The 24,339-nt window shown below is 65.7% G+C and carries 25 protein-coding genes; 16 read left to right on the plus strand and 9 right to left on the minus strand.

Annotated features, from left to right (window positions below; genetic code table 11):
- The gene (locus AC1DFC_RS07040) at positions 1-1,056 is read right to left on the minus strand and encodes a sugar phosphate isomerase/epimerase family protein (RefSeq protein WP_413332563.1); all 1,056 of its coding nucleotides are present in this window, start codon (positions 1,054-1,056) and stop codon (positions 1-3) included.
- A gap of 140 nt (positions 1,057-1,196) precedes the next feature.
- On the opposite strand from AC1DFC_RS07040, the gene AC1DFC_RS07045 reads away from it, so the two are divergent.
- Entirely contained in the window at positions 1,197-2,078 is an 882-nt protein-coding gene (locus AC1DFC_RS07045; RefSeq protein ID WP_042672665.1) for a gamma-glutamyl-gamma-aminobutyrate hydrolase family protein, read from the plus strand.
- Positions 2,079-2,108: 30 nt separating this feature from the next.
- Here the strand turns inward: AC1DFC_RS07045 and AC1DFC_RS07050 are convergent, their stop codons facing one another.
- From AC1DFC_RS07050 to AC1DFC_RS07060, 3 genes are all read right to left on the minus strand, one after another.
- Entirely contained in the window at positions 2,109-2,291 is a 183-nt protein-coding gene (locus AC1DFC_RS07050; protein ID WP_007828680.1) for a hypothetical protein, read from the minus strand.
- 88 nt (positions 2,292-2,379) lie between these two features.
- Complete coding sequence (locus AC1DFC_RS07055) at positions 2,380-3,360, minus strand: tripartite tricarboxylate transporter substrate binding protein (protein WP_478178879.1); 981 nt, start codon at positions 3,358-3,360, stop codon at positions 2,380-2,382.
- A gap of 3 nt (positions 3,361-3,363) precedes the next feature.
- Positions 3,364-6,312: a DNA topoisomerase III gene (locus AC1DFC_RS07060; RefSeq protein ID WP_478178880.1), complete on the minus strand. Its 2,949-nt coding sequence runs from the start codon at positions 6,310-6,312 to the stop codon at positions 3,364-3,366.
- Positions 6,313-6,399: 87 nt separating this feature from the next.
- On the opposite strand from AC1DFC_RS07060, the gene AC1DFC_RS07065 reads away from it, so the two are divergent.
- The 3 genes from AC1DFC_RS07065 to AC1DFC_RS07075 are packed head-to-tail and all read left to right on the plus strand — an operon-like array spanning position 6,400 to position 8,107.
- On the plus strand, positions 6,400-7,086 hold the full coding sequence (locus AC1DFC_RS07065) for an SET domain-containing protein (RefSeq protein WP_413332557.1): 687 nt from the start codon (positions 6,400-6,402) through the stop codon (positions 7,084-7,086).
- Between the two features lie 2 nt (positions 7,087-7,088).
- Positions 7,089-7,904, plus strand: a complete 816-nt coding sequence (locus tag AC1DFC_RS07070; RefSeq protein ID WP_007828692.1) for a biotin--[acetyl-CoA-carboxylase] ligase — start codon at positions 7,089-7,091, stop codon at positions 7,902-7,904.
- A gap of 5 nt (positions 7,905-7,909) precedes the next feature.
- Positions 7,910-8,107 (plus strand): hypothetical protein, encoded by a 198-nt coding sequence (locus AC1DFC_RS07075; RefSeq protein WP_007828694.1) that lies wholly within the window; start codon positions 7,910-7,912, stop codon positions 8,105-8,107.
- 9 nt (positions 8,108-8,116) lie between these two features.
- On the opposite strand, the gene AC1DFC_RS07080 is transcribed toward AC1DFC_RS07075, so the two are convergent.
- From AC1DFC_RS07080 to AC1DFC_RS07090, 3 genes are read right to left on the minus strand one after another with little or no spacing between them, the layout of a single operon-like run.
- The gene (locus tag AC1DFC_RS07080) at positions 8,117-9,559 is read right to left on the minus strand and encodes a sensor histidine kinase (RefSeq protein ID WP_007828696.1); all 1,443 of its coding nucleotides are present in this window, start codon (positions 9,557-9,559) and stop codon (positions 8,117-8,119) included.
- A 37-nt stretch (positions 9,560-9,596) separates the two neighbouring features.
- Positions 9,597-10,271 carry a response regulator transcription factor gene (locus AC1DFC_RS07085; protein WP_007828698.1) on the minus strand — a complete coding sequence of 225 codons (675 nt, stop codon included), beginning with the start codon at positions 10,269-10,271 and terminating at the stop codon, positions 9,597-9,599.
- A gap of 59 nt (positions 10,272-10,330) precedes the next feature.
- Positions 10,331-10,816, minus strand: a complete 486-nt coding sequence (locus tag AC1DFC_RS07090) for a MarR family winged helix-turn-helix transcriptional regulator (protein ID WP_413332554.1) — start codon at positions 10,814-10,816, stop codon at positions 10,331-10,333.
- Positions 10,817-10,962: 146 nt separating this feature from the next.
- On the opposite strand from AC1DFC_RS07090, the gene recA reads away from it, so the two are divergent.
- Together recA and recX are read left to right on the plus strand one after the other, a co-directional pair.
- Positions 10,963-12,069 (plus strand): recombinase RecA, encoded by a 1,107-nt coding sequence (gene recA / locus AC1DFC_RS07095; protein ID WP_007828702.1) that lies wholly within the window; start codon positions 10,963-10,965, stop codon positions 12,067-12,069.
- A gap of 42 nt (positions 12,070-12,111) precedes the next feature.
- Positions 12,112-12,570, plus strand: a complete 459-nt coding sequence (recX, locus tag AC1DFC_RS07100; protein WP_007828704.1) for a recombination regulator RecX — start codon at positions 12,112-12,114, stop codon at positions 12,568-12,570.
- Positions 12,571-12,600: 30 nt separating this feature from the next.
- Here the strand turns inward: recX and yiaA are convergent, their stop codons facing one another.
- Positions 12,601-13,038, minus strand: coding sequence for an inner membrane protein YiaA (gene yiaA, locus AC1DFC_RS07105; protein ID WP_478178881.1), 438 nt, complete (start codon positions 13,036-13,038; stop codon positions 12,601-12,603).
- Between the two features lie 129 nt (positions 13,039-13,167).
- On the opposite strand from yiaA, the gene AC1DFC_RS07110 reads away from it, so the two are divergent.
- Positions 13,168-13,896: a hypothetical protein gene (locus AC1DFC_RS07110; RefSeq protein ID WP_478178882.1), complete on the plus strand. Its 729-nt coding sequence runs from the start codon at positions 13,168-13,170 to the stop codon at positions 13,894-13,896.
- A 16-nt stretch (positions 13,897-13,912) separates the two neighbouring features.
- On the opposite strand, the gene argC is transcribed toward AC1DFC_RS07110, so the two are convergent.
- Positions 13,913-14,836: an N-acetyl-gamma-glutamyl-phosphate reductase gene (gene argC / locus AC1DFC_RS07115; protein ID WP_478178883.1), complete on the minus strand. Its 924-nt coding sequence runs from the start codon at positions 14,834-14,836 to the stop codon at positions 13,913-13,915.
- A gap of 205 nt (positions 14,837-15,041) precedes the next feature.
- Between argC and sucC the strand changes: the two genes are divergently transcribed.
- The 9 genes from sucC to tfpZ all read left to right on the plus strand — a co-directional run bounded on the left by sucC (position 15,042) and on the right by tfpZ (position 24,277).
- The gene (gene sucC / locus AC1DFC_RS07120) at positions 15,042-16,208 is read left to right on the plus strand and encodes an ADP-forming succinate--CoA ligase subunit beta (RefSeq protein WP_007828709.1); all 1,167 of its coding nucleotides are present in this window, start codon (positions 15,042-15,044) and stop codon (positions 16,206-16,208) included.
- Positions 16,209-16,218: 10 nt separating this feature from the next.
- On the plus strand, positions 16,219-17,112 hold the full coding sequence (gene sucD / locus AC1DFC_RS07125) for a succinate--CoA ligase subunit alpha (RefSeq protein ID WP_007828710.1): 894 nt from the start codon (positions 16,219-16,221) through the stop codon (positions 17,110-17,112).
- A gap of 119 nt (positions 17,113-17,231) precedes the next feature.
- A complete protein-coding gene (locus tag AC1DFC_RS07130) occupies positions 17,232-17,915 on the plus strand; it encodes a TerC family protein (RefSeq protein ID WP_007828712.1) in 684 nt (227 codons plus the stop codon).
- A gap of 28 nt (positions 17,916-17,943) precedes the next feature.
- Positions 17,944-18,732, plus strand: coding sequence for a Stp1/IreP family PP2C-type Ser/Thr phosphatase (locus AC1DFC_RS07135; RefSeq protein WP_042672675.1), 789 nt, complete (start codon positions 17,944-17,946; stop codon positions 18,730-18,732).
- An 87-nt stretch (positions 18,733-18,819) separates the two neighbouring features.
- The gene (locus AC1DFC_RS07140; RefSeq protein WP_007828715.1) at positions 18,820-19,473 is read left to right on the plus strand and encodes an FHA domain-containing protein; all 654 of its coding nucleotides are present in this window, start codon (positions 18,820-18,822) and stop codon (positions 19,471-19,473) included.
- A gap of 51 nt (positions 19,474-19,524) precedes the next feature.
- Entirely contained in the window at positions 19,525-21,777 is a 2,253-nt protein-coding gene (locus AC1DFC_RS07145) for a CHASE2 domain-containing protein (protein ID WP_478178884.1), read from the plus strand.
- A gap of 29 nt (positions 21,778-21,806) precedes the next feature.
- Positions 21,807-22,610, plus strand: coding sequence for a 3',5'-cyclic-nucleotide phosphodiesterase (locus AC1DFC_RS07150; RefSeq protein ID WP_478178934.1), 804 nt, complete (start codon positions 21,807-21,809; stop codon positions 22,608-22,610).
- 205 nt (positions 22,611-22,815) lie between these two features.
- A complete protein-coding gene (locus tag AC1DFC_RS07155) occupies positions 22,816-23,370 on the plus strand; it encodes a pilin (RefSeq protein ID WP_478178885.1) in 555 nt (184 codons plus the stop codon).
- Between the two features lie 124 nt (positions 23,371-23,494).
- Positions 23,495-24,277, plus strand: a complete 783-nt coding sequence (tfpZ, locus tag AC1DFC_RS07160; RefSeq protein WP_478178886.1) for a TfpX/TfpZ family type IV pilin accessory protein — start codon at positions 23,495-23,497, stop codon at positions 24,275-24,277.
- The last annotated feature ends 62 nt before the right edge of the window (positions 24,278-24,339 follow it).

Raw genomic sequence — 24,339 nt, forward strand, 5'->3', positions numbered from 1 at the left:
TCAGGCGATTCCGAGCGTCCGCCTGTTGGCCGCCACGTCCACCCCGCCCGCCGCGAAGTCGTCGAAGGCCCGGTCCGCCACCTGGATGATGTGGTCGGCGATGAACGTCGCGCCCTCGCGCGCGCCGTCTTCCGGGTGCTTGATGCAGCACTCCCACTCCAGCACCGCCCAGCCCGGAAAGTCGTACTGCGCCAGCTTCGAGAAGATGGCCTTGAAGTTCACCTGCCCATCACCCAGCGAGCGGAAGCGCCCGGCCCGGTTGATCCAGCTCTGGAAGCCGCCGTACACGCCCTGTTTGCCGGTCGGGTTGAACTCGGCGTCCTTCACGTGGAAGATCTTGATGCGCTCGTGGTAGTGGTCGATGTAGGCCAGGTAATCGAGCTGCTGCAGCATGAAGTGGCTCGGGTCGTACAGCAGGCAGGCGCGCGGGTGGTTGTTCACGCGCTCCAAAAACATCTCGTAGCTCACGCCGTCGTGCAGGTCTTCGCCGGGGTGGATCTCGTAGCCCACGTCCACGCCCACGGCGTCGAAGGCGTCGAGGATCGGCCGCCAGCGGCGCGCGAGTTCGTCGAAGGCTTGCTCGACGAGGCCCGGCGGGCGTGGCGGCCACGAATACAGGTACGGCCAGGCCAGCGCGCCCGAGAAGGTCGCGTGCGCCGTGAGGCCCAGGTTGGCCGAGGCCTTGGCCGCGAAGTGCAGCTGCTCGACCGCCCACTGCTGCCGCCGCACCGGGTCGCCGCGCACCTCGGGCGCCGCGAAGCCGTCGAAGCCCGCGTCGTAGGCCGGATGCACCGCCACCAGCTGGCCCTGGAGGTGCGTCGAGAGTTCGGTGATCTCCAGGCCATGCTTCGCCAGCGTGCCCTTCACCTCGTCGCAGTAGGTCTTGCTCTCGGCGGCGCGCCGGAGGTCGAACAGGCGCGCGTCCCAGCTCGGGATCTGCACGCCCCTGTAGCCCAGCCCGGCGGCCCAGCCGGCGATGCCGTCGAGCGTATCGAACGGGGCGGTGTCCCCCGCGAACTGGGCCAGAAAAATGGCGGGGCCCTTGATGGTTTTCATCGGCTTGTCTTCCTTCTTCGTTGGGGCGGCGTTGAAAGCATACTTGGCGTGTCGTCCGACCCCGTGCGAGAGGCCAACGAGCCAAAATGGACTTTCCTTTTCGCATCCATCGTCCGGTTCCCACTGACGACAGTCCCGCGATGACACAACCTGTTTCCGCCCGACTCAAGATCGGCCTGTCCGCCTGCTTCTCGCATGCCGACCCGGCCCGCTCGCTCTTCACCAACAAGACGCTGCAGTACGTCGAGCAATCGATCGCGCATTGGCTCATGTCCGCCGGCGCGATGGTGGTGATGGTGCCCTGCCCCACCGGCGAAACCGCGCGCGGCGACACCAAGCTTTCACACTACGCAGAGTGGCTCGACGGTGTCGTGATGCACGGCGGTGCCGACGTCTGGCCCGGCAGCTACGGCGAAGTGCCGCTCAAGGATGCGTGGATCGGCGACCAGATCCGCGACCTCTACGACCTCGCGCTGGTCGAGGCCTTCGAGCAGGCCGGCAAGCCGATCTTCGGCGTGTGCCGCGGGCTGCAGCTCATCAACGTGGCCTTCGGCGGCACGCTCTACCAGGACATCGAGGCCCAGCACGCTGGCGGCCTGCGCCACCGCGACCCGGTCACCTACGACCAGAACTTCCACGAGATCGAGCTGGTGCAGGGCACGCGGCTTTCCAAGCTCTTTCCGCAGGTGCAGAAGGCGCGCGTCAACAGCATCCACCACCAGGGCATCAAGGGGCTCGCACCGGGCTTCGAGATCGAGGCCTGGAGCCTGCCCGACCGCGTGCCCGAGGCCATCCGCCGCCGGTCCGACAAGGGCCGCAGCTACATCGCCGCGACCCAGTGGCATCCCGAGTTCCACAAGTACGGCAGCACCGAGACGGTCGACGACACGCCGATCCTGCATGACTTCTTGTGGGCCTGCGCGACTGCCAGGGTTGCGCCCAAGACGTCGCCGGGGTCCGGCCCCGCCAAGATCCGCGACCGTGCGGCGCGAGTGTTGCGACAGGCGCTGCTGCGGCGCTGACGCGATCGGGAGGATGGCCGCCGGCCGGGCCTAGCGCCGGTCGGAGCGGTTCGTGCTGCCGCTGACGCCGGCATCGATGGTGCCGAACACCGTGACACCACTGCCCGGCGACGCACCGGCGGAGCCCGACGATCCGGCCGAGCCCGTTCCGGCGCAGCCCGCCAGGACGGCCCCCATCGCAAGGGCGAACACAGCTGCAATGAATGACTTCACGGAAAACTCCAGGAAAGGGTGGGACTGCAGACCACTATAGGCCGCAGCCCCGGCTGGCCTTGTAACAGCCCCGGCCCTTGTTGCGTTGCTACTCCGGCTTCGCGCCAGAGACCTTCACCGCCGCGCCCCAGACGCCGATCTCGCTCGCCACGAAGCGGTCGAACTCGGCCGGCGTCGTGGGCGCGGGCTCGGAACCGCGCTCGCGGATGAAACGCGCCATCTGCTCGCTCTTCAGGATGTCCGTGACTTCGCGGTTGAGCCGCTCGACGATGTCGGGTGGCGTGCCGCGCGGCGCCATCAGGCCGAGCCAGCCCACGGCCTCGAAGTTCTTCGTGCCCGCCACGCCGCTTTCGCGCACGGTGGGCACGTCGGGCAATTGCGAGGAGCGTGTGGCCGAGGTCACGGCCAGCGCCACCGCCCTGCCCGACTTGATGTGCGGCAGCGCGGCCGTCACCGAGTCGACCATCAGCGGAATCTGGTTGCCCAGGAAGTCCGACTGCGCGGGTCCGCTGCCGCGGTACGGAATGTGCGTGATGAACACGTGCGCCGCCGACTTGTACATCTCGCCCGAGAGATGCTGCGTGCCGCCGATGCCGGCGCTCGCGTAGCTCAGCCGCCCCGGCTCGGCCTTGGCGCGCGTCGTGAGGTCGGCCAGCGTGCGGATGCCGCTCTCGGGCGTGGCGAGGAACACCAGCGGCACCTTGGCGATCAGCGAGATGCCGACCAGGTCCTTGCGCGGGTCGAAGCCCGGCTTGGCATAGAGCGTCTGGTTCACCGCCATCGCGCTGCCGGCCACCACCAGCGTGTAGCCGTCGGGCTGTGAGCGCACCACGAACTCGGTGCCGATGTTGCTGCCGGCACCGGCCTTGTTGTCGACGATCACCGGCTGGCCCAGCCGTTTGCCGAGCTGTTCGGCGAGCGCGCGGGCGAAGATATCGGTGGCCTGTCCCGGCGGGAAGGGCACGATCAGCCTGACGGGCTTGTCAGGCCAGGCCGCGGCTTGTGCGAGGCAGGCTGTGCCCAGCAGCATCGCTGCAGCCAGGCCGGCGGCGAGATGTCGGCGCCGCATGGCTCAGGGCGCCGAAAGATGCTTGCCGACGATGCCCGCGAGCTCGAACATCGTCACCTGGTCCTTGCCGAACACCGGCTTGAGCTTGGCGTCGGCGTTGATCGCGCGCTTGTTGGCCGCATCCTGCAGTCCGTTGGCCTTGATGTAGTCCCACAGCTTCTTGATGACCTCGGTGCGCGCCACCGGTTCGGCGCCGATCACCGCGGCCAGCGAGTCGCTGGGCTTCAAGCCCGCGCCGGGCTTGCGCGGCGCGGCTGCCTTCTTCGCTGCCGGGGCCTTCTTCGCGGCGGGCGTCTTCTTCGCCGCCGCCTTCTTGGCCGCGGGCGCGGCCTTGCCGAAGGTCTTGCGCGGCGGGAACTTGCTGCCGCCCTCGCGCGGCGCGAACTCGAAGGTCACCTTGCCCTCTTCGGCGTTCCAGGTCAGGAAGGCCTTGAAGGCGCGGCGCGTGCGCATGCTCACGAACTTGTCGAGCAGGTCGGTCTTGCCGGTGGCGAGCAGCTTTTCCATCTGCGCGCGCTCCACCGGCTGCTGCAGGATGATCTTGCCGGTCTTGAAGGTGCAGCTGGGCGTCGGCTGCGCATTCGTCGGCACCGACTTCTCGCAGACGTAGTTGCTGCCGTGCTCGAACACCGGCGCGCCGCACACCGGGCACGGGCCCACGGTGTCCTGCTCGCTGAAGTCGACGATCTCGCCGGTGTCGCCGTTCTTGTCGTCGCCGAAGTCGAACTCCAGCTTCCAGTTCTTCGCCTCCTCGTCGAACTTGAGAATGATCTCGGAGGTGAAGGGCCAGCCGGCCTTGGAGCGGAAGCCTTCCAGCGGGCCGATGTGCTTGTCGTGCAGCAGCGCCTCGGCCTCGGCCACCTCGAAGGTGCGCCCGGCCGGCGACTTGCCGAAGGAGAAGCCGCAGGCATCCTCGCCCGTGCCGCTCTTGCCGACGCAGCCGTAGCGGCGGTAGTTTTCCTTCACCACGCCGCCGCAGTTGGGGCACGGCGTCTGCAGGGTCGCATAGTCGCCCGGCACGGTGTCGCGGTCGTACTCTTTCGCCTTCTTGACGATGTGCTCCGTCATCTCGGCGATCTCGCGCATGAAGGCATCGCGGCTCAGCGCGCCCTTTTCCATCTGCGCGAGCTTGTACTCCCACTCGCCGGTCAGCTCGGCCTTGGAGAGTTCTTCCACACCCAGGCCGCGCAGCAGCGTCATGAGCTGGAAGGCCTTGGCCGTGGGGATCAGCTCGCGGCCTTCGCGCAGCATGTACTTCTCGGTGATCAGGCCTTCGATGGTGGCCGCGCGCGTGGCTGGCGTGCCCAGGCCCTTCTCCTGCATGGCCTCGCGCAGTTCGTCGTCGTCGATGGTCTTGCCCGCGCCTTCCATCGCGCCGAGCAGCGTGGCTTCGGAGTAGCGCGCCGGCGGGCGCGTCTTCAGGCCCTTGGTGTCGACCGACTCGGCCTTCACGATCTCGCCCGGCTTCACCGGCACGAGGCGCTTGCCGTCCTTGTCGTCTTCCTTCTCGTCGTCCTGGGCTTCCTTGCCGTAGATGGCCAGCCAGCCCGGCTTCACCAGCACCTTGCCGTCGGTGCGGAAGGGGTACTTCCTGCCGCCCTGCTCCACCGTGCTGATGCGCGTGGTCACCTGGTACTCGGCGCTCGGGAAGAACACCGACATGAAACGGCGCACCACGAAGTCGTAGAGCTTCTGCTCGGCATCGCTCAGGCCGCTGGGCGCCTGCAGCGTCGGGATGATCGCAAAGTGATCCGACACCTTGGCGTTGTCGAAGATGCGCTTGTTGGGCTTCACGTAGTTGCCGTCGACCGCCTGCTGGGCGAACGGCGCCAGGTGCTTCATGCCGCTGTTGGCGAGCATGCCCATGGTCTGCTTGACGACGGGCAGATAGTCTTCCGGCAGCGCGCGCGAATCGGTACGCGGGTAGGTCAGCGCCTTGTGGCGCTCGTACAGGCTCTGCGCCAGCGCCAGCGTGGTCTTGGCCGAGAAACCGAAGCGGCCGTTGGCCTCGCGCTGCAGCGAGGTCAGGTCGAACAGCATCGGCGAGGCTTGCGTGGTGGGCTTGCTCTCTTCCGTCACCGTGGCGGGCTTGCCGCGCGAGGCGTCGGCGATGGCGCGGGCGTCCTGCTCGTTCCACACGCGGTCGGCGCGCTGCTCGGGATCGGGTTCGCCGTTGGCCAGCAGCGGCGCGTTGGCCTTCTTCCAGTCGGGGTTGAACCACTTGCCCGGGTAGTCGCCGGCCTCGGCCGCGAAGCTGCCGTGGATTTCCCAGTACTCGCGCGAGACGAACTTGCGGATCTGCTCCTCGCGCTCCACCACGACGGAAAGCGTCGGCGTCTGCACGCGGCCCACGGTCGTGAGGAAGAAGCCGCCGTCGCGCGAATTGAACGCCGTCATGGCGCGCGTGCCGTTGATGCCCACGAGCCAGTCGGCCTCGGAGCGCGAACGCGCGGCGTCGGCCAGGCCCTGCATCTGCTTCTCGGTGCGCAGCGCGTCGAAGCCGTCGCGGATCGCCTGCGGCGTCATCGACTGCAGCCACAGCCGTTTCACCGGCTTGTGCAGGCCCGACTTGCCGCCGGCGTACTGCTCGATCAGGCGGAAGATCAGCTCGCCCTCGCGGCCCGCGTCGCAGGCGTTGATGAGCTGCGTCACGTCCTTGCGCTTGGCCTGCTTGACCACGGCGTTCAGGCGCGTCTTGGTCTTGTCGACCGGCTTCAGGTCGAAGTGCGGCGGGATCACGGGGAGATTGGCAAAGCTCCACTTGCCCCGCTTGACGTCGAACTCCTCGGGCGCCTGGATCTCGACCAGGTGGCCCACGGCGCTGGTCACGACGTAGCTTTCGTTCTCGAAATGCTCGTCGTGCTTGTCGAATTTCCCTGCCACCGGCGTGAGGGCGCGGACGATGTCCTGTGCCACCGACGGTTTTTCTGCGATTACCAAAGTCTTTGTCATCTAAGGGCTCTCTATACTCTGCGGCTTCCCGCGTGTGCACACGCGCACACGCGCATGTGTGCATATTCAAACTAACAGACTTCGGCGATGCCTTCCAAATCCCCACTTTCCGCCGGCCGCGAAACGGAAGCCCCCCATCCCCCCGAGGGGGAGGCGCGGCTTGCCTCGGGGCGGCCCAGCGGCCGCCGCATCCAGATGCGGCGCTCGGATGTCCACGGCAACGGTGTCTTCGCCGTGCAGGACCTGGCCGAAGGCGAGACGCTGATCGAATACAAGGGCGAGGTCATCAGCTGGAAGGAGGCGCTGCGCCGCCATCCGCACGACCCGGCCCAGCCGAACCACACCTTCTACTTCCACATCGACGACGGGCGTGTGATCGACGGCAACGTCAAGGGCAACGATGCGCGCTGGATCAATCACTCGTGCGAACCGAATTGCGAAGCAGACGAAGTCGATGGGCGCGTTTATATCAAGGCGCTGCGAAACATCTCTGCGGGCGAAGAACTCAATTACGACTACGGCCTGATCATCGACGAGCCGTACACGCCGAAACTCCTGTCCGAATTTCCCTGCTGGTGCGGCTCGGAGCAGTGCCGCGGCACGCTGTTGACGCCCAAGGACGACGAGAAGAAAAAGAAGAAGAAAGCCAGGAAGGCCGAAAAGAAAAAGGCCGAGAAAAAAGAAGCGAAGAAGGCTGAAAAGAAGGCCGAGAAAAAAGCCGGCAAGAAATCGGAGAAAAAATCCGCGAAGAAGGACAAATCCGACAAGGATTGACCATGAGCAGCAGCACAACGGCCGACTGGTTCGAAGACCGGATCGCCGCGGCGGTTGCGCCGCTGCTGCCCGGCTTCGCCGTCGAGGCCGTGGCCGAAATCGATTCCACCAACACCGAGCTGATGCGCCGCGCGCGCGGCGGCCGTGTCGAGCCCGTGCTGCTCGTGGCCGAGCGCCAGACTGCGGGGCGCGGCCGCCTTGGGCGGCCCTGGCAGAGCGCGCAGCAGAACGAAGAGCCCGCGTCGCTGACCTTCTCTCTCGGCCTGCCGCTCGCGCCGGCCGACTGGTCGGGCCTGTCGCTGGCCGTCGGCGTTGCCGTGGCCGAAAGCCTCGACCCCTCGGGCGTTCACAAGACCGGCCTCAAGTGGCCCAACGACGTGTGGGTCGGCGACTGCAAGCTGGCCGGCATCCTCATCGAGACCGCGCTGCCGTCCACCGGCCGGCCGGATGCGTCGCGCTACCTCGTGATCGGCATCGGCATCAACATCGGCGCGCGCGAAGCCGATGGCATGCGCACGCCGCCGGCCTGGCTGCGCCAGTGGCGTCCCGAGGCCACCGCGCCCGAGGTGCTGCACGAACTGGCCGAGCCGCTGGTGCGCAGCGTGCTCGACTTCGAGGCCAGGGGCTTCGCGCCGTTCGCTGAGCGCTTTGCCGCACGCGACGTGCTGCGCGGCCGCGAAGTGGCGCTCAGCGACGGCACCGCCGGGCTGTGCGAAGGCGTGGCCTGGGGCGGCGAGCTGCAGGTGCGCACCGACGCCGGCCTGCAACTGGTCTCCAGCGACGAAGTCAGCGTGCGCCCTCGCGGCATGGGGTTCTGATCCGCATGAAGCTGCGCCTTTTGCTCGTCGTTCTGCTGATTGCCAACGCCGGCTATTTCCTGTGGGCGCGCGGCGATCTCGCCGGCTTCGGCCTGGCGCCCGCCGCGCTCAGCGAACGCGAGCCGCAGCGCGTGGCGCGGCAGATCCATCCTGAATGGCTGCAGATCCGCAAGGAAGCCAGAACCGGCGCGCCGACGCCCTGATCCAGCGGGTCAGGAGGGCGTCTCGCTCTCGAAGCGCACCGTGAACAGCGCGCCCGGCGGCTGCTTGCCGGGATGCGCATCCTCCAGCTTCACCTGCGCGCGATGCTGGTTCGCGATCTCCAGCACGATCGGCAGCCCCAGCCCCGAGCCGTCGGCCTCGTTGCCGAGCACGCGGTAGAAGGGCTCGAACACCAGCTCGCGGTCGCTCTCGGCGATGCCTGGGCCGTTGTCTTCCACCTGCAGCAGCAGCACGTGGCCGAAGGGGTCGGCCAGCACGCGCACGGTGATCAGTCCCGGGCGCTGCGGCGTCGAGGGCGTGTAGTTGATCGCGTTGTCGACGAGGTTGCGCACCAGCTCCTTCAGCAGCGTCGCGTTGCCGTCGAACACCACGCCCGGCGCCCCGGCCTCGGCGCCGTCGTAGCCCAGGTCGATGCGCTTCTCGATCGCGCGCGGCACGGCCTCGCGCACCACCTCGATGGTGAGCCGCGCCAGGTCGCAGGGCTGGTGGTGCGCGTTGGCGCTGTTGCCCTCGGCGCGAGCCAGCGACAGCAGCTGGTTCACGGTGTGCGTGGCGCGCTTGCTCGCACGGCCGATCTGCTTGAGCGACTGCTTCAGTTCGTCGGCATTGGCGCCTTCGCGCTGCGCCAGGTCGGCCTGCATGCGCAGGCCTGCCAGCGGCGTTTTCAACTGATGCGCCGCGTCGGCCAGGAATCGCTTCTGCGTGCCGATCGAATCGTTGAGCTTGTCCAGCAGCTCGTTGACCGAGGACACCAGCGGCACCACTTCCTGCGGCACCGACGATTCGTCGAGCGGGCTCAGGTCGCCCGGGCGCCGCTCGCGGATGCGCGCCTCCACCACCGACAGCGGCTTGATGCCGCGCACCAGCGCCAGCCAGATCAGCAACACCGCCAGCGGCAGGATCGCGAACTGCGGCAGCAGCACGCCCTTGATGATCTCGGCCGCGAGCACCGACTGCTTCTCGCGCGTCTCGGCCAGCTGCAGCAGCGAGGGCGGCACGTCCTCGGCGCCGCTGGCGATCCACAGGGAGGCCACGCGCACCGGCTTGCCGTGCACGTCGCTGTTGTGCAGGAACACCTGGCCGGGCGGCAGCGGCTCGTCGAGCCCGGGCAGCGGAATGTCGCGCTCGCCGCTCAGCAGCGTGTCGTGCCCGTCGAACAGCTGGTAGTACACGTGGCCTGTGTCGTCGGCCCGCAGGATCTCGCGCGCCGACTGCGACAGCGCGAACTGCGTGTGCCCGTCCTTCACCGTCACCAGCTCGGCCAGGGCCTTCACGTTGTGCTCGAGCGCGCGGTCGAAGGGCGCGTTGGCAATGCCCTGCGCCACCAGCCACGTGACGCCGATGCTCACGGGCACCAGCAGCAGAAGCGGCGTGAGCATCCAGTCGAGGATCTCGCCGAACAGGGAGCGCTGCGCGCGCTGGAAAAGCTTCACCGGGCTTGCCCCAAGGCTTCGCGCTTGGCAAGGAGCATCAGGGCTGGATCTTCTCGAGGCAGTAGCCCAGCCCGCGCACCGTCGCGATGCGCACGGGACCCTTCTCGATCTTCTTGCGCAGGCGGTGGATGTAGACCTCGATGGCGTTGAGGCTCACCTCCTCGCCCCATTCGCACAGGCGGTCGACCAGCTGGTCCTTGCTCACCAGCCGGCCGGCGCGCTGCAGCAGCACTTCGAGCAGGCCGAGTTCGCGTGCCGACAGCTCGATCATCTTGCCGTCGATGGTCGCCACGCGGCCGGCCTGGTCGTAGACCAGCGGGCCGTGGCGGATCGTGTTGCTGGTGGTGCCCATGCCGCGCCGGGTGAGGGCGCGTACGCGCGCCTCGAGTTCCTGCAGGCTGAAGGGCTTGGCCATGTAGTCGTCGGCGCCGTGGTCCAGGCCCTTGACGCGTTCCTCCACGCTGTCGGCCGCCGTGAGCACCAGCACCGGCAGCTGCGAGCCGCGCGCGCGCAGGCGCTTGAGGATCTCGATGCCGTGCAGGTTGGGCAGCCCGAGATCAAGGATCAGCAGGTCGAATTCGTCGTGCGTCATGAGGGCGGTGTCGGCCTGCGAGCCGTTCGCCACGTGGTCGACCGCCGCGCCCGAGGTGCGCAGGCTGCGCAGCAGGGCATCGGCCAGCACCTGGTCGTCTTCGGCAATCAGAATCCGCATATGCGCCACCTCCGGCTGTGTCGGCGCCCCTTGGCGCGCGTTGGTCTCCGCCTAGGAGTCTAGCCCGCCGTATAGGCTTCGAGTCCGATGGTTACCACGGTGGCAATGTCGTTTCCCACGCTGGCGCGGAACTCGCCTTCGGCCTGCGTCACCGCACTGCGGAAGGCGTCGAGCCAGGCCAGGCCGTCGGCCGTGAACAGCACGCGCCGCGCCCGCGCGTCCAGCGGGTCGGGCCCGCGCGTCACCAGCCCCCAGGCTTCGCACTGGTCGACCAGCGCGCCCATGGCCTGCTTGGTCATGCCGGCGCGCTCTGCCAGTTCGGTCAGGCGCGAGCCTTCGCGTGCCAGATGGCGCGTGATGTGGATGTGTGCCGCACTCACCTGCGCGCGCGCCGCGAGGTTCGACAGTGCCAGCGGCACGCCGACGTCATGTGCCATCAGCTCCAGCACGCGCTCGTCGAAGCGGCGCATCGCGTGGCCCAGCAGGCGGCCCAGGTGGGTCTGGCGCCAGGCGTCGGGATCGGTCGGGAACGCGGCTTCGGACATGGCGCCAAATGGTAAAGCAAACTGACCAAAAAATGGGTTTACTCGAGTCAATGAACCCCTACACTACTGTTCAAGCATCCAGCCTGTAATTAAAAGCAGATGGATTGAAACCCAACACAAACCGTTGATATTCAAGGAGTTTCCACATGGACGCAGTCGTCAAGGGCGCAAGCATCTCGGTCGCCAACAGTGAAAAGGCCAAGGCCCTCCAGGCCGCACTGGCCCAGATCGAAAAGCAGTTCGGCAAGGGCACGATCATGCGGCTCGGCGAAGGCGAGGCGCTCGAAGACATCCAGGTGGTCTCCACCGGTTCGCTGGGCCTGGACATCGCGCTGGGCGTCGGCGGCCTGCCGCGCGGCCGCGTCATCGAGATCTACGGCCCTGAATCGTCGGGCAAGACCACGCTCACGCTGCAGGTCATCGCCGCCATGCAGAAGCAGGCCGGCACCTGCGCCTTCGTCGATGCCGAGCACGCGCTCGACGTGCAATACGCCCAGAAGCTCGGCGTGAACCTGTCCGACCTGCTCATCAGCCAGCCCGACACCGGCGAGCAGGCGCTCGAAATCGTCGACTCCCTGGTGCGCTCGGGCGCTGTTGACCTGATCGTGGTCGACTCCGTCGCCGCGCTCACGCCCAAGGCCGAAATCGAAGGCGAGATGGGCGACTCGCTGCCCGGCCTGCAGGCCCGCCTGATGAGCCAGGCGCTGCGCAAGCTCACCGCCACCATCAAGAAGACCAACTGCATGGTCATCTTCATCAACCAGATCCGCATGAAGATCGGCGTGATGTTCGGTTCGCCCGAAACCACCACCGGCGGCAATGCGCTGAAGTTCTACGCCTCGGTGCGCCTGGACATCCGCCGCATCGGCACCATCAAGAAGGGCGACGAGGCCATCGGCAACGAAACCAAGGTGAAGGTGGTGAAGAACAAGGTGTCGCCGCCGTTCAAGACGGCCGAGTTCGACATCCTGTTCGGTGAGGGCATCAGCCGCGAGGGCGAGATCATCGACATGGGCGTCACGGCCAAGATCGTCGACAAGTCGGGCGCCTGGTACGCCTACAACGGCGAGAAGATCGGCCAGGGCCGAGACAACGCCCGCGAGTTCCTGCGCGAGAACCCCGAGCTGTCGCGCGAGATCGAGAACAAGGTGCGCGAATCGCTGGGCATCCCGCTGCTGGCCGCCGATGCCGGCGCCACGCCCGAGAAGCCGCAGAAGGCCGCGAAGGCGGACAAGGCCGACAAGGGCGAGTAAGTACAGGCGCGGCTCCCCGGGGGCCGCGCGAGCGACCCCCGCATGGCATTCAACGCCCCGTCCCTCAAAGGCCGCGCACTGCGCCTGCTGAGCCAGCGCGAACATTCGCGCGCGGAACTGGAGCGCAAGCTGGCCAGGCATGAAGAAGAGCCCGGCACGCTGGCGAAGGCGCTCGACGAACTGGCCGCAAAGGACTTCATCAGCGAGCCGCGCGTGGTGGCCTCGGTGCTCAACCAGCGCGCCGCCCGCTCGGGTGCGCTGCGCGTCAAGCAGGAACTGCAGGCCAAAGGCATCGCGCCCGAGGCCATTGCCGAGGCGGTGGCCGGGTTGCAAGACACCGAAGTCGAGCGCGCCACCGCCCTGTGGCGGCGCCGCTTCGACGCCCCGCCCGCCGATGCGAAGGAGCGGGCGAAGCAGATGCGGTTCCTGATGGCGCGGGGCTTTTCAGGTGCCGTCGTGTCGAAGGTGCTCAGGAGCGATTTCGATGAGGCCGGCGAATGACGCTGCGCGATCGTCCCGAGGCAGGCTGGATCAGTTCGCTTCGGGCACTTCGTCGAGCGAGGGCGTCTCGCTCTTGTGCGCGGCGATGTCGCGCACATTCTTCTGCACCGCGACCGCACCGAACAGGCTCAGCAGGAATGCCATGGCATAGAAGCCCTTCTCGCTGGCAGCCAGCATGGCATTGAACAGGCCGACGGCGAGCAGGGCGACCGACAGCAGCAGCGAGATCCAGCACAGGCCGTAGTAGATGCCGGTCACTGTCGTGCCTTCGAGGCGGTCGCGCACGGTCTTCTGCAGCGACACGGCGGAGAACAGGCCGTACATCAGGATGGTGAAGTAGTAGCCCTTCTCGTTGAGCTGCATGGAGGCGTTCCACAGCCCGATCAGGTAGACGATGGCGCCGATGAGCAGCGCGGCCCAGGAAGCGGCGACGAATGCCGCGGTCGGCTTCTGGAATTTGATGGCCATGGAATCCTCCTCGTGTAGATGGGTGCGCGATTATGGTGTGGAGCGCCAATGGCATGATCCACCGCGCGCCGGCAGCTCGCACTGCAGCCCACAAGAAGGACCGGCCGTCACTTTTGGAGGAGCTTTTCCGTGTCACCTGAGCCCATCGGCCAGCCGTCTCTCGTTCGCACCGGCGCCAAGGCCGGCCTTTCCTTCGCCGGCTCCGTGATCAAGGGCAGTCTCCTCGGCCTGATTCTGGGCGGCGGCGTTTTCTTCTTCTATCTGGGCCAACTGCACGGGCCGGGCAACACGGCGGCGCGTGCCGGTGGGGCTGGCGCCATCCTTGCGCTCGTCACCTCGCCGCCGCTGCTGGTGGCCGTTTTGCTGCTGCTGTTCGTGGCCGTCTACGCGATGCTCGGCGTGCAGCAGGGCCGCGCGCGTGCAATGCAGCACCTGGTCGCGGCGCGTGGCGAGGCGGTGTCGCAGCGGCTCGGCGGCGCGATTGCCGGGCGCATCGAGGCGATGCCGCGTGCCCACGGCGCCCTGCAGCGCGCAGCCGAATGGCTGTCGATCGATGCCTTGAGCAAGCAGCTCGCGCCGGTGCTGGGCGAGGGCAGGGCGGTGCGTTCGGTGGTGAGCTTCGTGCTCGACCGGCTGCCGCTGAGCGAGATGCTCGCCGAGTGGCAGCAAAGCCGCGCCGAGCATGGCGAGCCGCCGGTGGGCGAGGGCGCTGCGCAGGACCCGGCCCTGCGTGCCTTGCTCACGCGCCGCATCCGCGAGACGCTGCAGGACATGGCGACACCCTCGCGCAAGCCGCTCTACATCGCGCTGGGCGCGCACGCGGCGCTGCTGGGCGTCGGACTCTGGCTGGTGAACTGACGAGGAAGCGCGGCGCTCAGAGCGCCAGCATCAGCTTCAGGTTCTRCACCGCGGCGCCGCTGGCGCCCTTGCCGAGGTTGTCGAGGCGGGCGATCACCACGGCATGGCGGTGGTCTTCGTTCGGGAACACGCGGATCTCGAGCTCGTTGGTGTCGTTGAGCGCCAACGCATCGAGCTTGCCGTCCTCGGTGGGCGGCAGCACCTTCACGAATTTTTCGGGCGTGTTGCTGCGCGCGTAATGCGCGGCCAGCGCGTCCTGCAGGTCGCCGGCCTTCGGCTTGCCCGGGAGCAGGTCGAGGTGCAGCGGCAGTTGCACCAGCATGCCCTGCTTGAAGTTGCCCACCGACGGGATGAAGACCGGCCGGCGGGTGAGGCCGGTGTAGGTCATGATTTCGGGGATGTGCTTGTGCTTCAGGCCCAGCGCGTAGGTCTCGAACAGCGGGGCTTCGCCCTTTTCATGAGCCTCGATCATGGTCCGGCCGCCGCCCGAGTAGCCGCTCACCGATGGCAGCGAGATCGGGAAATCGGCGGGCAGCAGGCCCGCGTCGACCAGCGGACGCACCATGGCGATGGCGCCGGTGGCGTAGCAGCCCGGGTTGCCGACGCGCTCGGCCTTGGCCACGGCCTGCCAGTGGCCTTCCACCAGTTCGGGGAAGCCGAACACCCAACCCGGGGCGATGCGGTGCGCCGTGGAGGCGTCGATGATCTTGGGCTTCCTGCCGGGCAGCTGATCGATCAGTGCGACCGATTCGCGCGCCGCGTCGTCGTGCAGGCACAGCACCACCAGGTCGACGCCGGCCATCAGGTCGCGCTTGGCATTGGCGTCTTTTCGCAGCTCGGGCGCGATGCTCACGAGTTCGATCTGCGGCATCGCCTGGAGCCGTTCGCGAATCTGCAGGCCGGTGGTACCGGCTTCGCCGTCGATGAAAACCTTGGCCATGATGGAGTGTGCTCGGGTGGCTAGAAGAAAGTACGTATTGACCGCAAACCCGCGTACGGTATTGGTGCGGCGCACCATGATACAGTCCGCGGTTGTTCGCCGCCCCCAGCCGTCAGGCTGCCGTCGCCCGCGAGCAACAGAGCCAACGAAGCCTCAGACCCCAGATCTCCTGTTCTCAACCTCCTCCTTCCGAGAGACATCCCTCATGAAGATTCACGAGTACCAAGGCAAGGAAATCCTTGCCAAGTTCGGCGTGCCGGTGCCGCGCGGCATCCCGGCCTATACGGTTCAGGAGGCTGTCGAAGCCGCCCAGAAACTTGGAGGCCCGGTCTGGGTCGTCAAGGCCCAGATCCACGCGGGTGGCCGCGGCAAGGGCGGCGGCGTCAAAGTCGCCAAGTCCATCGAAGACGTCAAGAAGCTCGCCGGCGAAATCCTCGGCATGCAGCTCAAGACGCACCAGACCGGCCCCGAAGGCCAGAAGGTCCGCCGCCTCTACATCGAAGACGGCGCCGACATCAACAAGGAATACTACGTCTCGGCCGTGACCGACCGCGCCACCCAGAAGGTGGCCTTCATCGCTTCGAGCGAAGGCGGCATGGACATCGAGGAAGTGGCCCACTCCTCGCCCGAGAAGATCATCACCGTGTTCGCAGACCCCGAAAAGGGCCTGACCGACGAACAGGCCAAGCAGATCGCCGACGGCATCGGCATGCCCGCCGATTCGACCGCCCAGACGGTCGACATCCTCAAGAAGCTCTACACCTGCTACATGGAGACGGACGCCTCGCTGGTCGAGATCAACCCGCTCAACCGTGACAGCAAGGGCAAGGTCATGGCGCTGGACGCCAAGTTCAACTTCGACAGCAATGCGCTGTTCCGCCACCCCGAAATCGTGGCCCTGCGCGACCTCGACGAAGAAGACGCGGCCGAAGTGGAAGCCTCGAAGTTCGACCTCGCCTACATCAGCCTCGACGGCAACATCGGCTGCCTGGTGAACGGTGCCGGCCTGGCCATGGCCACCATGGACACCATCAAGCTGTTCGGCGGCGAGCCGGCCAACTTCCTGGACGTGGGCGGCGGCGCCACCCCCGAGAAGGTCACCGAAGCCTTCAAGATCATGCTGAAGAACAAGAACGTGGAAGCCATCCTCGTGAACATCTTCGGCGGCATCATGAAGTGCGACACCATCGCCACCGGCGTGATCGCAGCCTGCAAGGCCGTGAACCTGCAAGTGCCGCTGGTCGTTCGCATGAAGGGCACCAACGAAGTCGAAGGCAAGAAGCTGCTGGCCGATTCGGGCCTGCCGATCATCAGCGCCGACACCATGGCGGAAGCGGCCCAGAAGGTCGTGGCAGCAGTCAAGAAGGCCTAAGGAACAAGTCATGTCGATCTACATCAACAAAGACACCAAAGTCATCACGCAAGGCATCACCGGCAAGACCGGCCAGTTCCACACCGAAAAGTGCCAGGAATACGCGAACGGCAAGAACGCCTTCGTGGCGGGCGTGAACCCGAAGAAGGCCGGCGAGTCGATCTTCAACATCCCGATCTTCGGTTCGGTGAAGGAAGCTGCTTCGCAGACCGGCGCCACCGTTTCGGTGATCTACGTGCCGCCGGCAGGCGCCGCGGCCGCCATCTGGGAAGCCGTCGAGGCCGACCTGGACCTGGCGATCTGCATCACCGAAGGCATTCCCGTTCGCGACATGCTCGAAGTGCGCAACAAGATGAAGGCCAAGGAAGCGGCCGGCGGCAAGAAGACGCTGCTGCTGGGCCCGAACTGCCCCGGCCTGATCACGCCCGACGAAATCAAGATCGGCATCATGCCCGGCCACATCCACCGCAAGGGCCGCATCGGCGTGGTCTCCCGTTCGGGCACGCTGACGTACGAAGCCGTGGCGCAACTGACGGAAATCGGCCTGGGCCAATCGTCGGCAGTCGGCATCGGCGGCGACCCGATCAACGGCCTGAAGCACATCGACGTGATGAAGGCCTTCAACGACGATCCGGACACCGACGCGGTCATCATGATCGGCGAAATCGGCGGCCCCGACGAAGCTGACGCAGCCCGCTGGTGCAAGGAACACATGAAGAAGCCGGTCGTCGGCTTCATCGCCGGTGTCACCGCCCCTCCCGGCAAGCGCATGGGCCACGCCGGCGCGCTGATCTCGGGCGGCGCCGACACGGCTGATGCCAAGCTGGCCATCATGGAAGAATGCGGCTTCACCGTGACGCGCAACTTCTCGGAACTGGCCAAGCTGCTCAAGGCGCAGCTCTAAGAGACGGCCCCGCGACACCGGCCGCAGAGCCGGGTCATGAGAGGACCACGCAGAAACAGAAAAGCGCCCGCACTCGATTGCGGGCGCTTTTTTCAATAAAACACAGTGGGATCAGAGACATGGAAATTCTTCAAAGCACCGATTTCTGGCTGGGTCTGCTCAAGATCGTCTGGATCAACATCATCCTGTCGGGGGACAACGCGGTGGTGATCGCCATGGCGGCGCGGTCGTTGCCGCCGGCGCAGCAGAAAAAGGCCGTGCTCTTCGGCTCGGGCGCGGCCGTGGTGCTGCGTATCGTGCTCACGGTGGTGGCAGCCAAGCTGCTCGCCCTGCCTTACCTGCAGATCATCGGCGGCCTGCTGCTGCTGTGGATCGGCCTGCAGCTGCTGAGCGAGGAAGACGAGGGCGAGGGCGAGTCCAAGGAATACGGCAGCATGATGGCCGCGGTGCGCACCATCCTGCTGGCCGACCTGGTGATGAGCCTGGACAACGTGATTGCCGTCGCTGCCGCCGCGCAGGGCAGCATGGTGCTGCTGGTCCTCGGCCTGGCGATCAGCATTCCCTTGGTGATTTTCGGCAGCACGCTCATGATCAAGCTCATGGAACGCTTCCCGATCATCGTCATGCTGGGTGCTGCGCTGATCGGCTGGGTCGGCGGCGAAACCATCGTGCAAGACGCGATCCTGCGCGACACGCTGGCGGCCAATCCCTGGTTGCACTACGCGGCTGCTGCTGCCGGTGCGGTGTTCGTCGTGGCTGGCGGCCGCTTGCTGCAACGGCGCGCACGTGCCGCTGCTCATTGAGTTTTCAAGAAGTCAGTACTGACAAACCATGGCGAGTGTCGGCGTTTCCATGTTCTCCACTCGCCCCGCGCTGACCTGGGAATTCGCCTCCCTGACCGACGTCGGGCGAACGCGCGCCCATAACGAGGACGCCGTGCACGTGGACCCCGCCCTCGGGCTGGCCTTGCTGGCCGACGGCATGGGCGGCTACAAGGGCGGCGAAGTGGCCAGCGCGATGGCCGTCTCCCTGATGCACGCCAGCTTCGGCCGCTGGTTCGCCCAGGCCGGGATGCAGGCGCCTGCCCGCGTGGTCCGGCGGGCGCTGCAGGCAGCCACGGACGAGGCCAACGGCTCAATCCTGCATGCCGGCACGACCAACCCCGAACTGCAGGGCATGGGAACGACCCTGGTGCTGGCGGCATTCCGGCCGCAGCGCGTGGTGGTCGGCCACATCGGCGACTCGCGGTGCTACCGCGTGCGCAACAACAAGCTGGAACTGCTCACGCGTGATCACTCGCTGCGCCAGCAGCAGCTCGACGCCGGCGCCATCACCGCCGAGGAAGCCCTGAATTCGCCCACGCGCAACCTGGTGACCCGCGCCGTGGGCGTGGAGGCCCAGGTCTTGCTGGAAATGCACGAACACAGCGCAAGACCGGGCGATCTCTATATGCTCTGCTCCGACGGGCTCAGCGAGATGGTTTCGGACGAGCAGCTTTTCACGCTTCTAGGACACGATGTCGGGCTTCAGAAAAAAGCATCACTTTTGGTTGAAATTGCCAACGAGAATGGCGGACGGGACAACATCTCTGTTGTCCTGGCCAGCGCGAGCGTTGCATAGGCGCCTCGCACGGCCAGGTGGCAGGCTCCGGCGGCATCACGCCGATGCGCTTGTCGTCTTTCAAGCTTTGGATACCGGGGGGCGGCAATGCCGAGGATGATCATTTCGGTCGATGGCGTTGTCATCGGGCAAGTGGCGCTTGCCAAGGAGCGCACGACACTGGGACGCCGTGCCTACAACGACATCGTGATCGACAATCTGGCGGTCAGCGGCGAACACGCCGTGCTGCACATGAGCGGTGGCGAAGTCGAAATTGAAGATCTCAACAGCACCAACGGCACCTACGTCAATGCGCTCGCCATCCAGAAGCAGGCGCTCAAGGACAACGATGTCGTCGAGGTCGGCGGCTGCCGCATCCATTTCCGCGCGCGCAGCAACCTGGCCGTCAGCGCCAGCTCGGTCCGCACCGCATCGGCCGAGTTCCTGTCGGGGAACATGCCCCTGTCGTCGGCACCCACGGAATCGGGCGCGCTGGTCGAACTCGGCGTTCCGGTGCTGCGCGTGCTCTCCGGCGCCAACGAGGGGCAGGACGTCGCGCTGCAGAAGGTCGTCACCACCATCGGCAAGCCCGGTGTCGCGGTGGCGGTGGTCACGCGCCGGCGCACGGGCTACGTGGCCGCGGGTGTCGAAGGACGCGTCATGCTCAACGGCCAGCAACTGGGGGCCGAGGCGGTCGCGCTGCAGGAGCATGACGTGCTCGAGCTCGGCGGTGCCACACGCATGCAGTTCGTGCGCATCTGAGCCGCTTTTTCTTCCGGCCTGTTGCGGCAAAGCCCATACGAGTGCAGCGCCGTGAGAGGGCTTCGACGGCACTGGCCGCGCATCGCCATCACGTTGCTGCCGGTGCTGTTGGCGCTGGCGCATGCCACCGGCGCGTGGCAGCTGAGCGCACTCGAACGCCTTGATCGGCTGATCTACGACATCCGCCTGCGTGCCACCATGCCGGGCACGTTCGATGCGCGCGTCGTGATCGTCGACGTCGACGACGCCAGCCTGGCACGCCAGGGGCAGTGGCCCTGGGCGCGCGACAAGATCGCCCGTCTCACCACGGAACTGATGGCCCGGCAGCAGGCGGCCGTGCTCGGTTTCGACGTCATGTTCCTCGAACCGGACCGCAGCTCCGGCCTCGACAGGCTGCGGGAAATCGCCAGCGGGCCGCTGGGCGGCATGCCGGGCCTGGCCGCCGAGGTCGAGCGGCTTGCACCCTCGCTCGATCACGATGCCACGCTCGCCGCGGCGCTCGAAGGCCAGCGCGTGGCGCTGGGCTACTACTTCACGCGGACCGAGACGCCGAGCGCCAAGGGACAGCTGCCTCCTGCCCCCTCGTTGCCGGAGGGGGCGTTCCCCCCGCGCGGCATTTACGCCACCAACTGGAATGGCTTCGGAGCCAGCCTGCCGGCGCTGGCGCAGGCCGCGCCCATTGCGGGATTCCTGAACACGCTGGTTGGCGCCACCGGCGACGGCGTCATTCGCAGCGTGCCGCTCATCGCCCGCTACGAGGGCGACAAGGCGCAGCCGGGCTACTACGAATCGCTCGCGCTCGCGGTCTACCGCCTCGCAAACGGATTGCCGCCCGTGCAGCCCGCCTTTGCGCCCGGCGGCGCCAAGCCGCAGCTCGAATCGCTGCGAGTGGGCCCCCTGCGCATACCGGTCGACGCAACGGGCAGCATGCAGGTGCCGTTCCGCGGCCCCGGCGGTGCCGGCGGCGGGTCGTTCCGCTATGTGTCCGCCGCCGACGTGCTCGAGGGCCGGCTCGGGCCGGGCGAACTGAAGGGCAAGATCGTGCTCGTGGGCGCCACCGCCCCAGGCCTGCAAGACCTGCGCGCCACGCCGGTCGAGGCCGCATTTCCGGGCGTGGAAGTGCATGCCAACATCGTCTCCGGCCTGCTCGACCAACGGCTGCTCAGCGTGCCCGACTACGCCTCGGGCTACGAGACGCTAATGGTCGCCGTGACGGGGCTCGTGCTGGCCTTCGGGCTGTCGCTGCTGCCGGCGCCGCGCGCCGTGTTGCTGGCCGCGGGGGCGATCGCCGTGCTGATCGGCCTCAACACCTGGCTGTACGCGAGCCACGGCCTCGTGCTGCCGCTGGCGTCGGCCCTGGCCATGACGGCGCTTGCCTTCGCGCTCAACATGAGCTGGGGCTACCTCGTCGAATCGCGCGCGCGGCGCGGCCTGGTACGGCTTTTCGGCACCTACGTGCCGCCCCAGCTCGTCAACGAAATGATGGCGCACCCCGACCGCTACAGCATGCGCGCCGAGAGCAAGCCCATGACCGTCATGTTCTGCGACATGCGCGACTTCACCCGCCTGTCGGAGCAGATGGCCCCGGCCGAGCTGCAGGCCTTTCTCAACACCGTCTTCAGCCGGCTCACCAACGTCATCAGCGCCCACCGCGGCACCGTCGACAAGTACATGGGCGACTGCGTCATGGCCTTCTGGGGCGCGCCCATCGACACGCCCGACCACGCCACCCTCGCCGTGCGCGCCGCGCTCGACATGGCCGATGCCGTGCACGACATCAACCGCATCCACCGCGCCAGCGGCCGCCCCGAGATCAGCGTGGGCATCGGCATCAACAGCGGCGTGATGAGCGTGGGCGACATGGGCTCCACCGCGCGCCGCAGCTATACCGTGGTCGGCGATGCGGTCAACCTCGCATCCCGCCTCGAGGGCCTGAGTGGGCACTACGGAATGGAAATCGTCGCCAGCGGCGCCACCCGCGAGCTGGCGCCCGGCTACATCTGGCAAGAGCTCGACAGCGTGCTCGTCAAAGGCAAGGCACAAGCCGTTGCCGTTTTTACGCCCCTGGCCGCGCACACGCCCGAAGCGGCGAAAGAGACTCAGCAGTTGCTCGACCGCTGGAGCGAAGTGCTCGCGGCTTACCGCCGGCAGGACTGGGCGGTGGGCCGAAACTTGCTGGCTCCCCTGCTCGCCGCGGACGCAAAAAAAGTCCTTTACCAGCTCTACGCCCAGCGTTTAGCCTCAATGGCGTTGCGCCCGCAGGACCCTGATTGGGACGGTGCAACCCGGTTCGAAACCAAATGACGGCAGACACATACGAGGGGTCTCTCACAATGCAGGTTCGTGTGCTGGGTTGCTCGGGCGCCATCGCCAAAGACTGCCGCACCACCTCGTTCCTGGTCGACACGGACCTGCTCGTCGATGCGGGCACCGGTGTCGGCGACCTTACGCTCGAAGAGATGGCCCGCATCGACGACGTCGTGCTCACGCACAGCCACCTCGACCACATCGCCGCCCTGCCGCTGATGCTCGACGCCGTCGGCAGCCGCCGCATCCGGCCCCTGCGCGTGCATGCGCTGCGCGCCACCATCGAGGCGCTGCGCACGCACGTGTTCAACAACGTCATCTGGCCGAATTTCGAGAGCATTCCCAGCGCCGAGGCGCCCTTCGTGAGCTTTCACGACATCGCGGTGGGGCAGATGCTGCACCTGGGGAGCCGCGAGCCCAAGCTCGTCGAGGTGCTGCCGGCGGTTCATACGGTGCCGGCCTGCGGCTTTGCCGTGCGGCGGGCCGAAGGCGGCGCCCACTGGGTCTTCAGCGGCGACACGGAGCGCAACGCGCCGTTCTGGGAGCGCGTGAATGCGATCGACGTGGCGATGCTGGTGATTGAAACGGCCTTCAGCAGCCGAGAACAGGCGCTGGCCGAGCGCAGCCTGCATCTGTCGCCTGCGGTGCTGGCCGATGAGCTGACGCACATCGAGCCGGGGAAGCAATACCCGATCTACATCACGCACACCAAGCCGGCGGAGACGGACGAGATCATGAGCCAGATCGAGGCGCTGGCGGTCGAGCAGGTGGCGGGGTTGGCGCAGCGGGATATTCGCTGGTTGAAGGCGGATGGGGTGCTGACTTTCTGACCGCGAGGGGTGCGGGGCATGACAAATTTGTCACTCCGGTAGCATCTCGAAGCAAGTTGTGTCACATGGTGTAACGCTGAAGTGATCGAAGGTGACGGGTTCGGTCAGTTGAGGGCCCCGCGAACGGGTGGCACAGATGCTGCGGAAGGTACCTCGCTCCGGGCAGGTTCCCGGGCGTAACAACCAACCAACCTGGAGTTAGTGAATGAACCGTCGTTCCATCGCACGTAACGTGCAAAAGGGTTTCACCCTTATCGAATTGATGATCGTTGTGGCGATCATTGGTATTTTGGCTGCTGTGGCTCTGCCTGCTTATCAGGACTATGTGGTGCGTGCGCGCGTGACAGAAGGTTTGGGTTTGGCTGAACCCGCTAAAACGATGATCACAACCGATGGGGCGGCCTCCGCTGCTGATCTCACTCGCGTTGTGACCACGTGGAATGCTCAGGCTGGTGGTCTTGGTGTCACATCTAAGTATGTGGAAAAGATCCAAATGACCGATGTCAGTGGCATGATTACGATTACCTATAACGCTGCTGCAGTTGGCGTTGGTGCCGCGGAAAACACGATTACCCTTACCCCGTGGGTCCGTGATACGGCTGCTGGTCAAGCACTGGGTGCCGCTCAACAAGCTGGCGTAACGGGCGCCGTTGACTGGGGTTGTGCTTCTGCAAAGAAGGCGACAGCGACCGCAAACAATATCACCGTTGCTGCTTCCGGCACGATGCAAGAAAAGTTTGTCCCTGCACAATGCCGCTAAAATTCTTAGCATAAAAAAAAGGCGCGTAAGCGCCTTTTTTTTATGGGCAAAACGTAACCTGATTTACTTGGCGAATATTTTAAATGGCCAAATCGATGACTTCGCAATTTTTTCCTAATGCGTTATGACGAGTCGTCGTGCTAAGTTTTCCCTCCAAGCTTTTCTTCTTCATCTAGGAGGGAGTTTGATTGTGGCGGGGGGGGCATCCGGCTTGGTTTTTTTGTTGTGGTATCGACCTCCATATAACGAGATTTCGGGCGGCGCACATCTTTTTTATTTGCTAATCGCAGTGGATGTCGTGTGCGGGCCAATTCTGACCGCCATCTTGGCAAATCCAAAAAAAAAGAAAAAAGAGTTGCTTTTGGATTTTTCGCTTGTGATTGTCATTCAGATGATGGCGTTATCTTATGGGCTCTACTTTGTTTTTCAAGCGCGGCCTGTTGTGATTGCCTTTGAGGTCGATCGAATGGTGGTTGTTGCGGCTGCCGAGATAGATTCAAATGATTTGACGAAGGCGCCACCTGCGTTGCGAAAATTGTCATGGGGGCAGCCAAAATTCATAGGAACGCGAAAACCAATAAGCAATGAGGAAATGATGGATGCATTGGATCATTCGTTGCAAGGATTGGAGCCAAGTGCACGCCCGGGCTGGTGGCAAGATTTTTCTAAAAGCATTCCGGATATTCGGAGTCGCGCAAAAAATCTTTCACAATTGATGGTAAATCGCTCCGCAGGGGATCGAGTTATTTTGCAAGAAGTGATAAGAAAATCAGGAAAAAATGAAGAGGAATTATTTTACTTGCCACTGACAAGCAGGCGAACAAAGGATTGGGTGATTGTATTTGCATATTCGAGGGATTCTTTGGACATTTCGGGTTATGCTCCGGTCGACGGATTTTTGAATTGATCTCGTGCTCTGCTTGCAACAAGCCAACGTAAAAAATAGGAATAATCACTCGGACCGAGAGA

The organism is Variovorax sp. 10L421 (assembly GCF_056395365.1).

What these genes read in the sequence shown, in the direction of transcription:
- AC1DFC_RS07140 (WP_007828715.1), top strand. Translation starts at nt 18,820, where the DNA reads ATGCCGAGGATGATCATTTCGGTCGATGGCGTTGTCATCGGGCAAGTG.
- AC1DFC_RS07135 (WP_042672675.1), top strand. Translation starts at nt 17,944, where the DNA reads ATGGCGAGTGTCGGCGTTTCCATGTTCTCCACTCGCCCCGCGCTGACC.
- AC1DFC_RS07060 (WP_478178880.1), bottom strand. Translation starts at nt 6,312, where the DNA reads ATGACAAAGACTTTGGTAATCGCAGAAAAACCGTCGGTGGCACAGGAC.
- AC1DFC_RS07045 (WP_042672665.1), top strand. Translation starts at nt 1,197, where the DNA reads ATGACACAACCTGTTTCCGCCCGACTCAAGATCGGCCTGTCCGCCTGC.
- sucD (WP_007828710.1), top strand. Translation starts at nt 16,219, where the DNA reads ATGTCGATCTACATCAACAAAGACACCAAAGTCATCACGCAAGGCATC.
- AC1DFC_RS07070 (WP_007828692.1), top strand. Translation starts at nt 7,089, where the DNA reads ATGAGCAGCAGCACAACGGCCGACTGGTTCGAAGACCGGATCGCCGCG.
- AC1DFC_RS07155 (WP_478178885.1), top strand. Translation starts at nt 22,816, where the DNA reads ATGAACCGTCGTTCCATCGCACGTAACGTGCAAAAGGGTTTCACCCTT.
- sucC (WP_007828709.1), top strand. Translation starts at nt 15,042, where the DNA reads ATGAAGATTCACGAGTACCAAGGCAAGGAAATCCTTGCCAAGTTCGGC.
- AC1DFC_RS07055 (WP_478178879.1), bottom strand. Translation starts at nt 3,360, where the DNA reads ATGCGGCGCCGACATCTCGCCGCCGGCCTGGCTGCAGCGATGCTGCTG.
- recA (WP_007828702.1), top strand. Translation starts at nt 10,963, where the DNA reads ATGGACGCAGTCGTCAAGGGCGCAAGCATCTCGGTCGCCAACAGTGAA.
- AC1DFC_RS07130 (WP_007828712.1), top strand. Translation starts at nt 17,232, where the DNA reads ATGGAAATTCTTCAAAGCACCGATTTCTGGCTGGGTCTGCTCAAGATC.
- AC1DFC_RS07075 (WP_007828694.1), top strand. Translation starts at nt 7,910, where the DNA reads ATGAAGCTGCGCCTTTTGCTCGTCGTTCTGCTGATTGCCAACGCCGGC.
- AC1DFC_RS07065 (WP_413332557.1), top strand. Translation starts at nt 6,400, where the DNA reads ATGCCTTCCAAATCCCCACTTTCCGCCGGCCGCGAAACGGAAGCCCCC.
- AC1DFC_RS07040 (WP_413332563.1), bottom strand. Translation starts at nt 1,056, where the DNA reads ATGAAAACCATCAAGGGCCCCGCCATTTTTCTGGCCCAGTTCGCGGGG.
- AC1DFC_RS07150 (WP_478178934.1), top strand. Translation starts at nt 21,807, where the DNA reads ATGCAGGTTCGTGTGCTGGGTTGCTCGGGCGCCATCGCCAAAGACTGC.
- AC1DFC_RS07085 (WP_007828698.1), bottom strand. Translation starts at nt 10,271, where the DNA reads ATGCGGATTCTGATTGCCGAAGACGACCAGGTGCTGGCCGATGCCCTG.
- yiaA (WP_478178881.1), bottom strand. Translation starts at nt 13,038, where the DNA reads ATGGCCATCAAATTCCAGAAGCCGACCGCGGCATTCGTCGCCGCTTCC.
- AC1DFC_RS07090 (WP_413332554.1), bottom strand. Translation starts at nt 10,816, where the DNA reads ATGTCCGAAGCCGCGTTCCCGACCGATCCCGACGCCTGGCGCCAGACC.
- recX (WP_007828704.1), top strand. Translation starts at nt 12,112, where the DNA reads ATGGCATTCAACGCCCCGTCCCTCAAAGGCCGCGCACTGCGCCTGCTG.
- tfpZ (WP_478178886.1), top strand. Translation starts at nt 23,495, where the DNA reads ATGACGAGTCGTCGTGCTAAGTTTTCCCTCCAAGCTTTTCTTCTTCAT.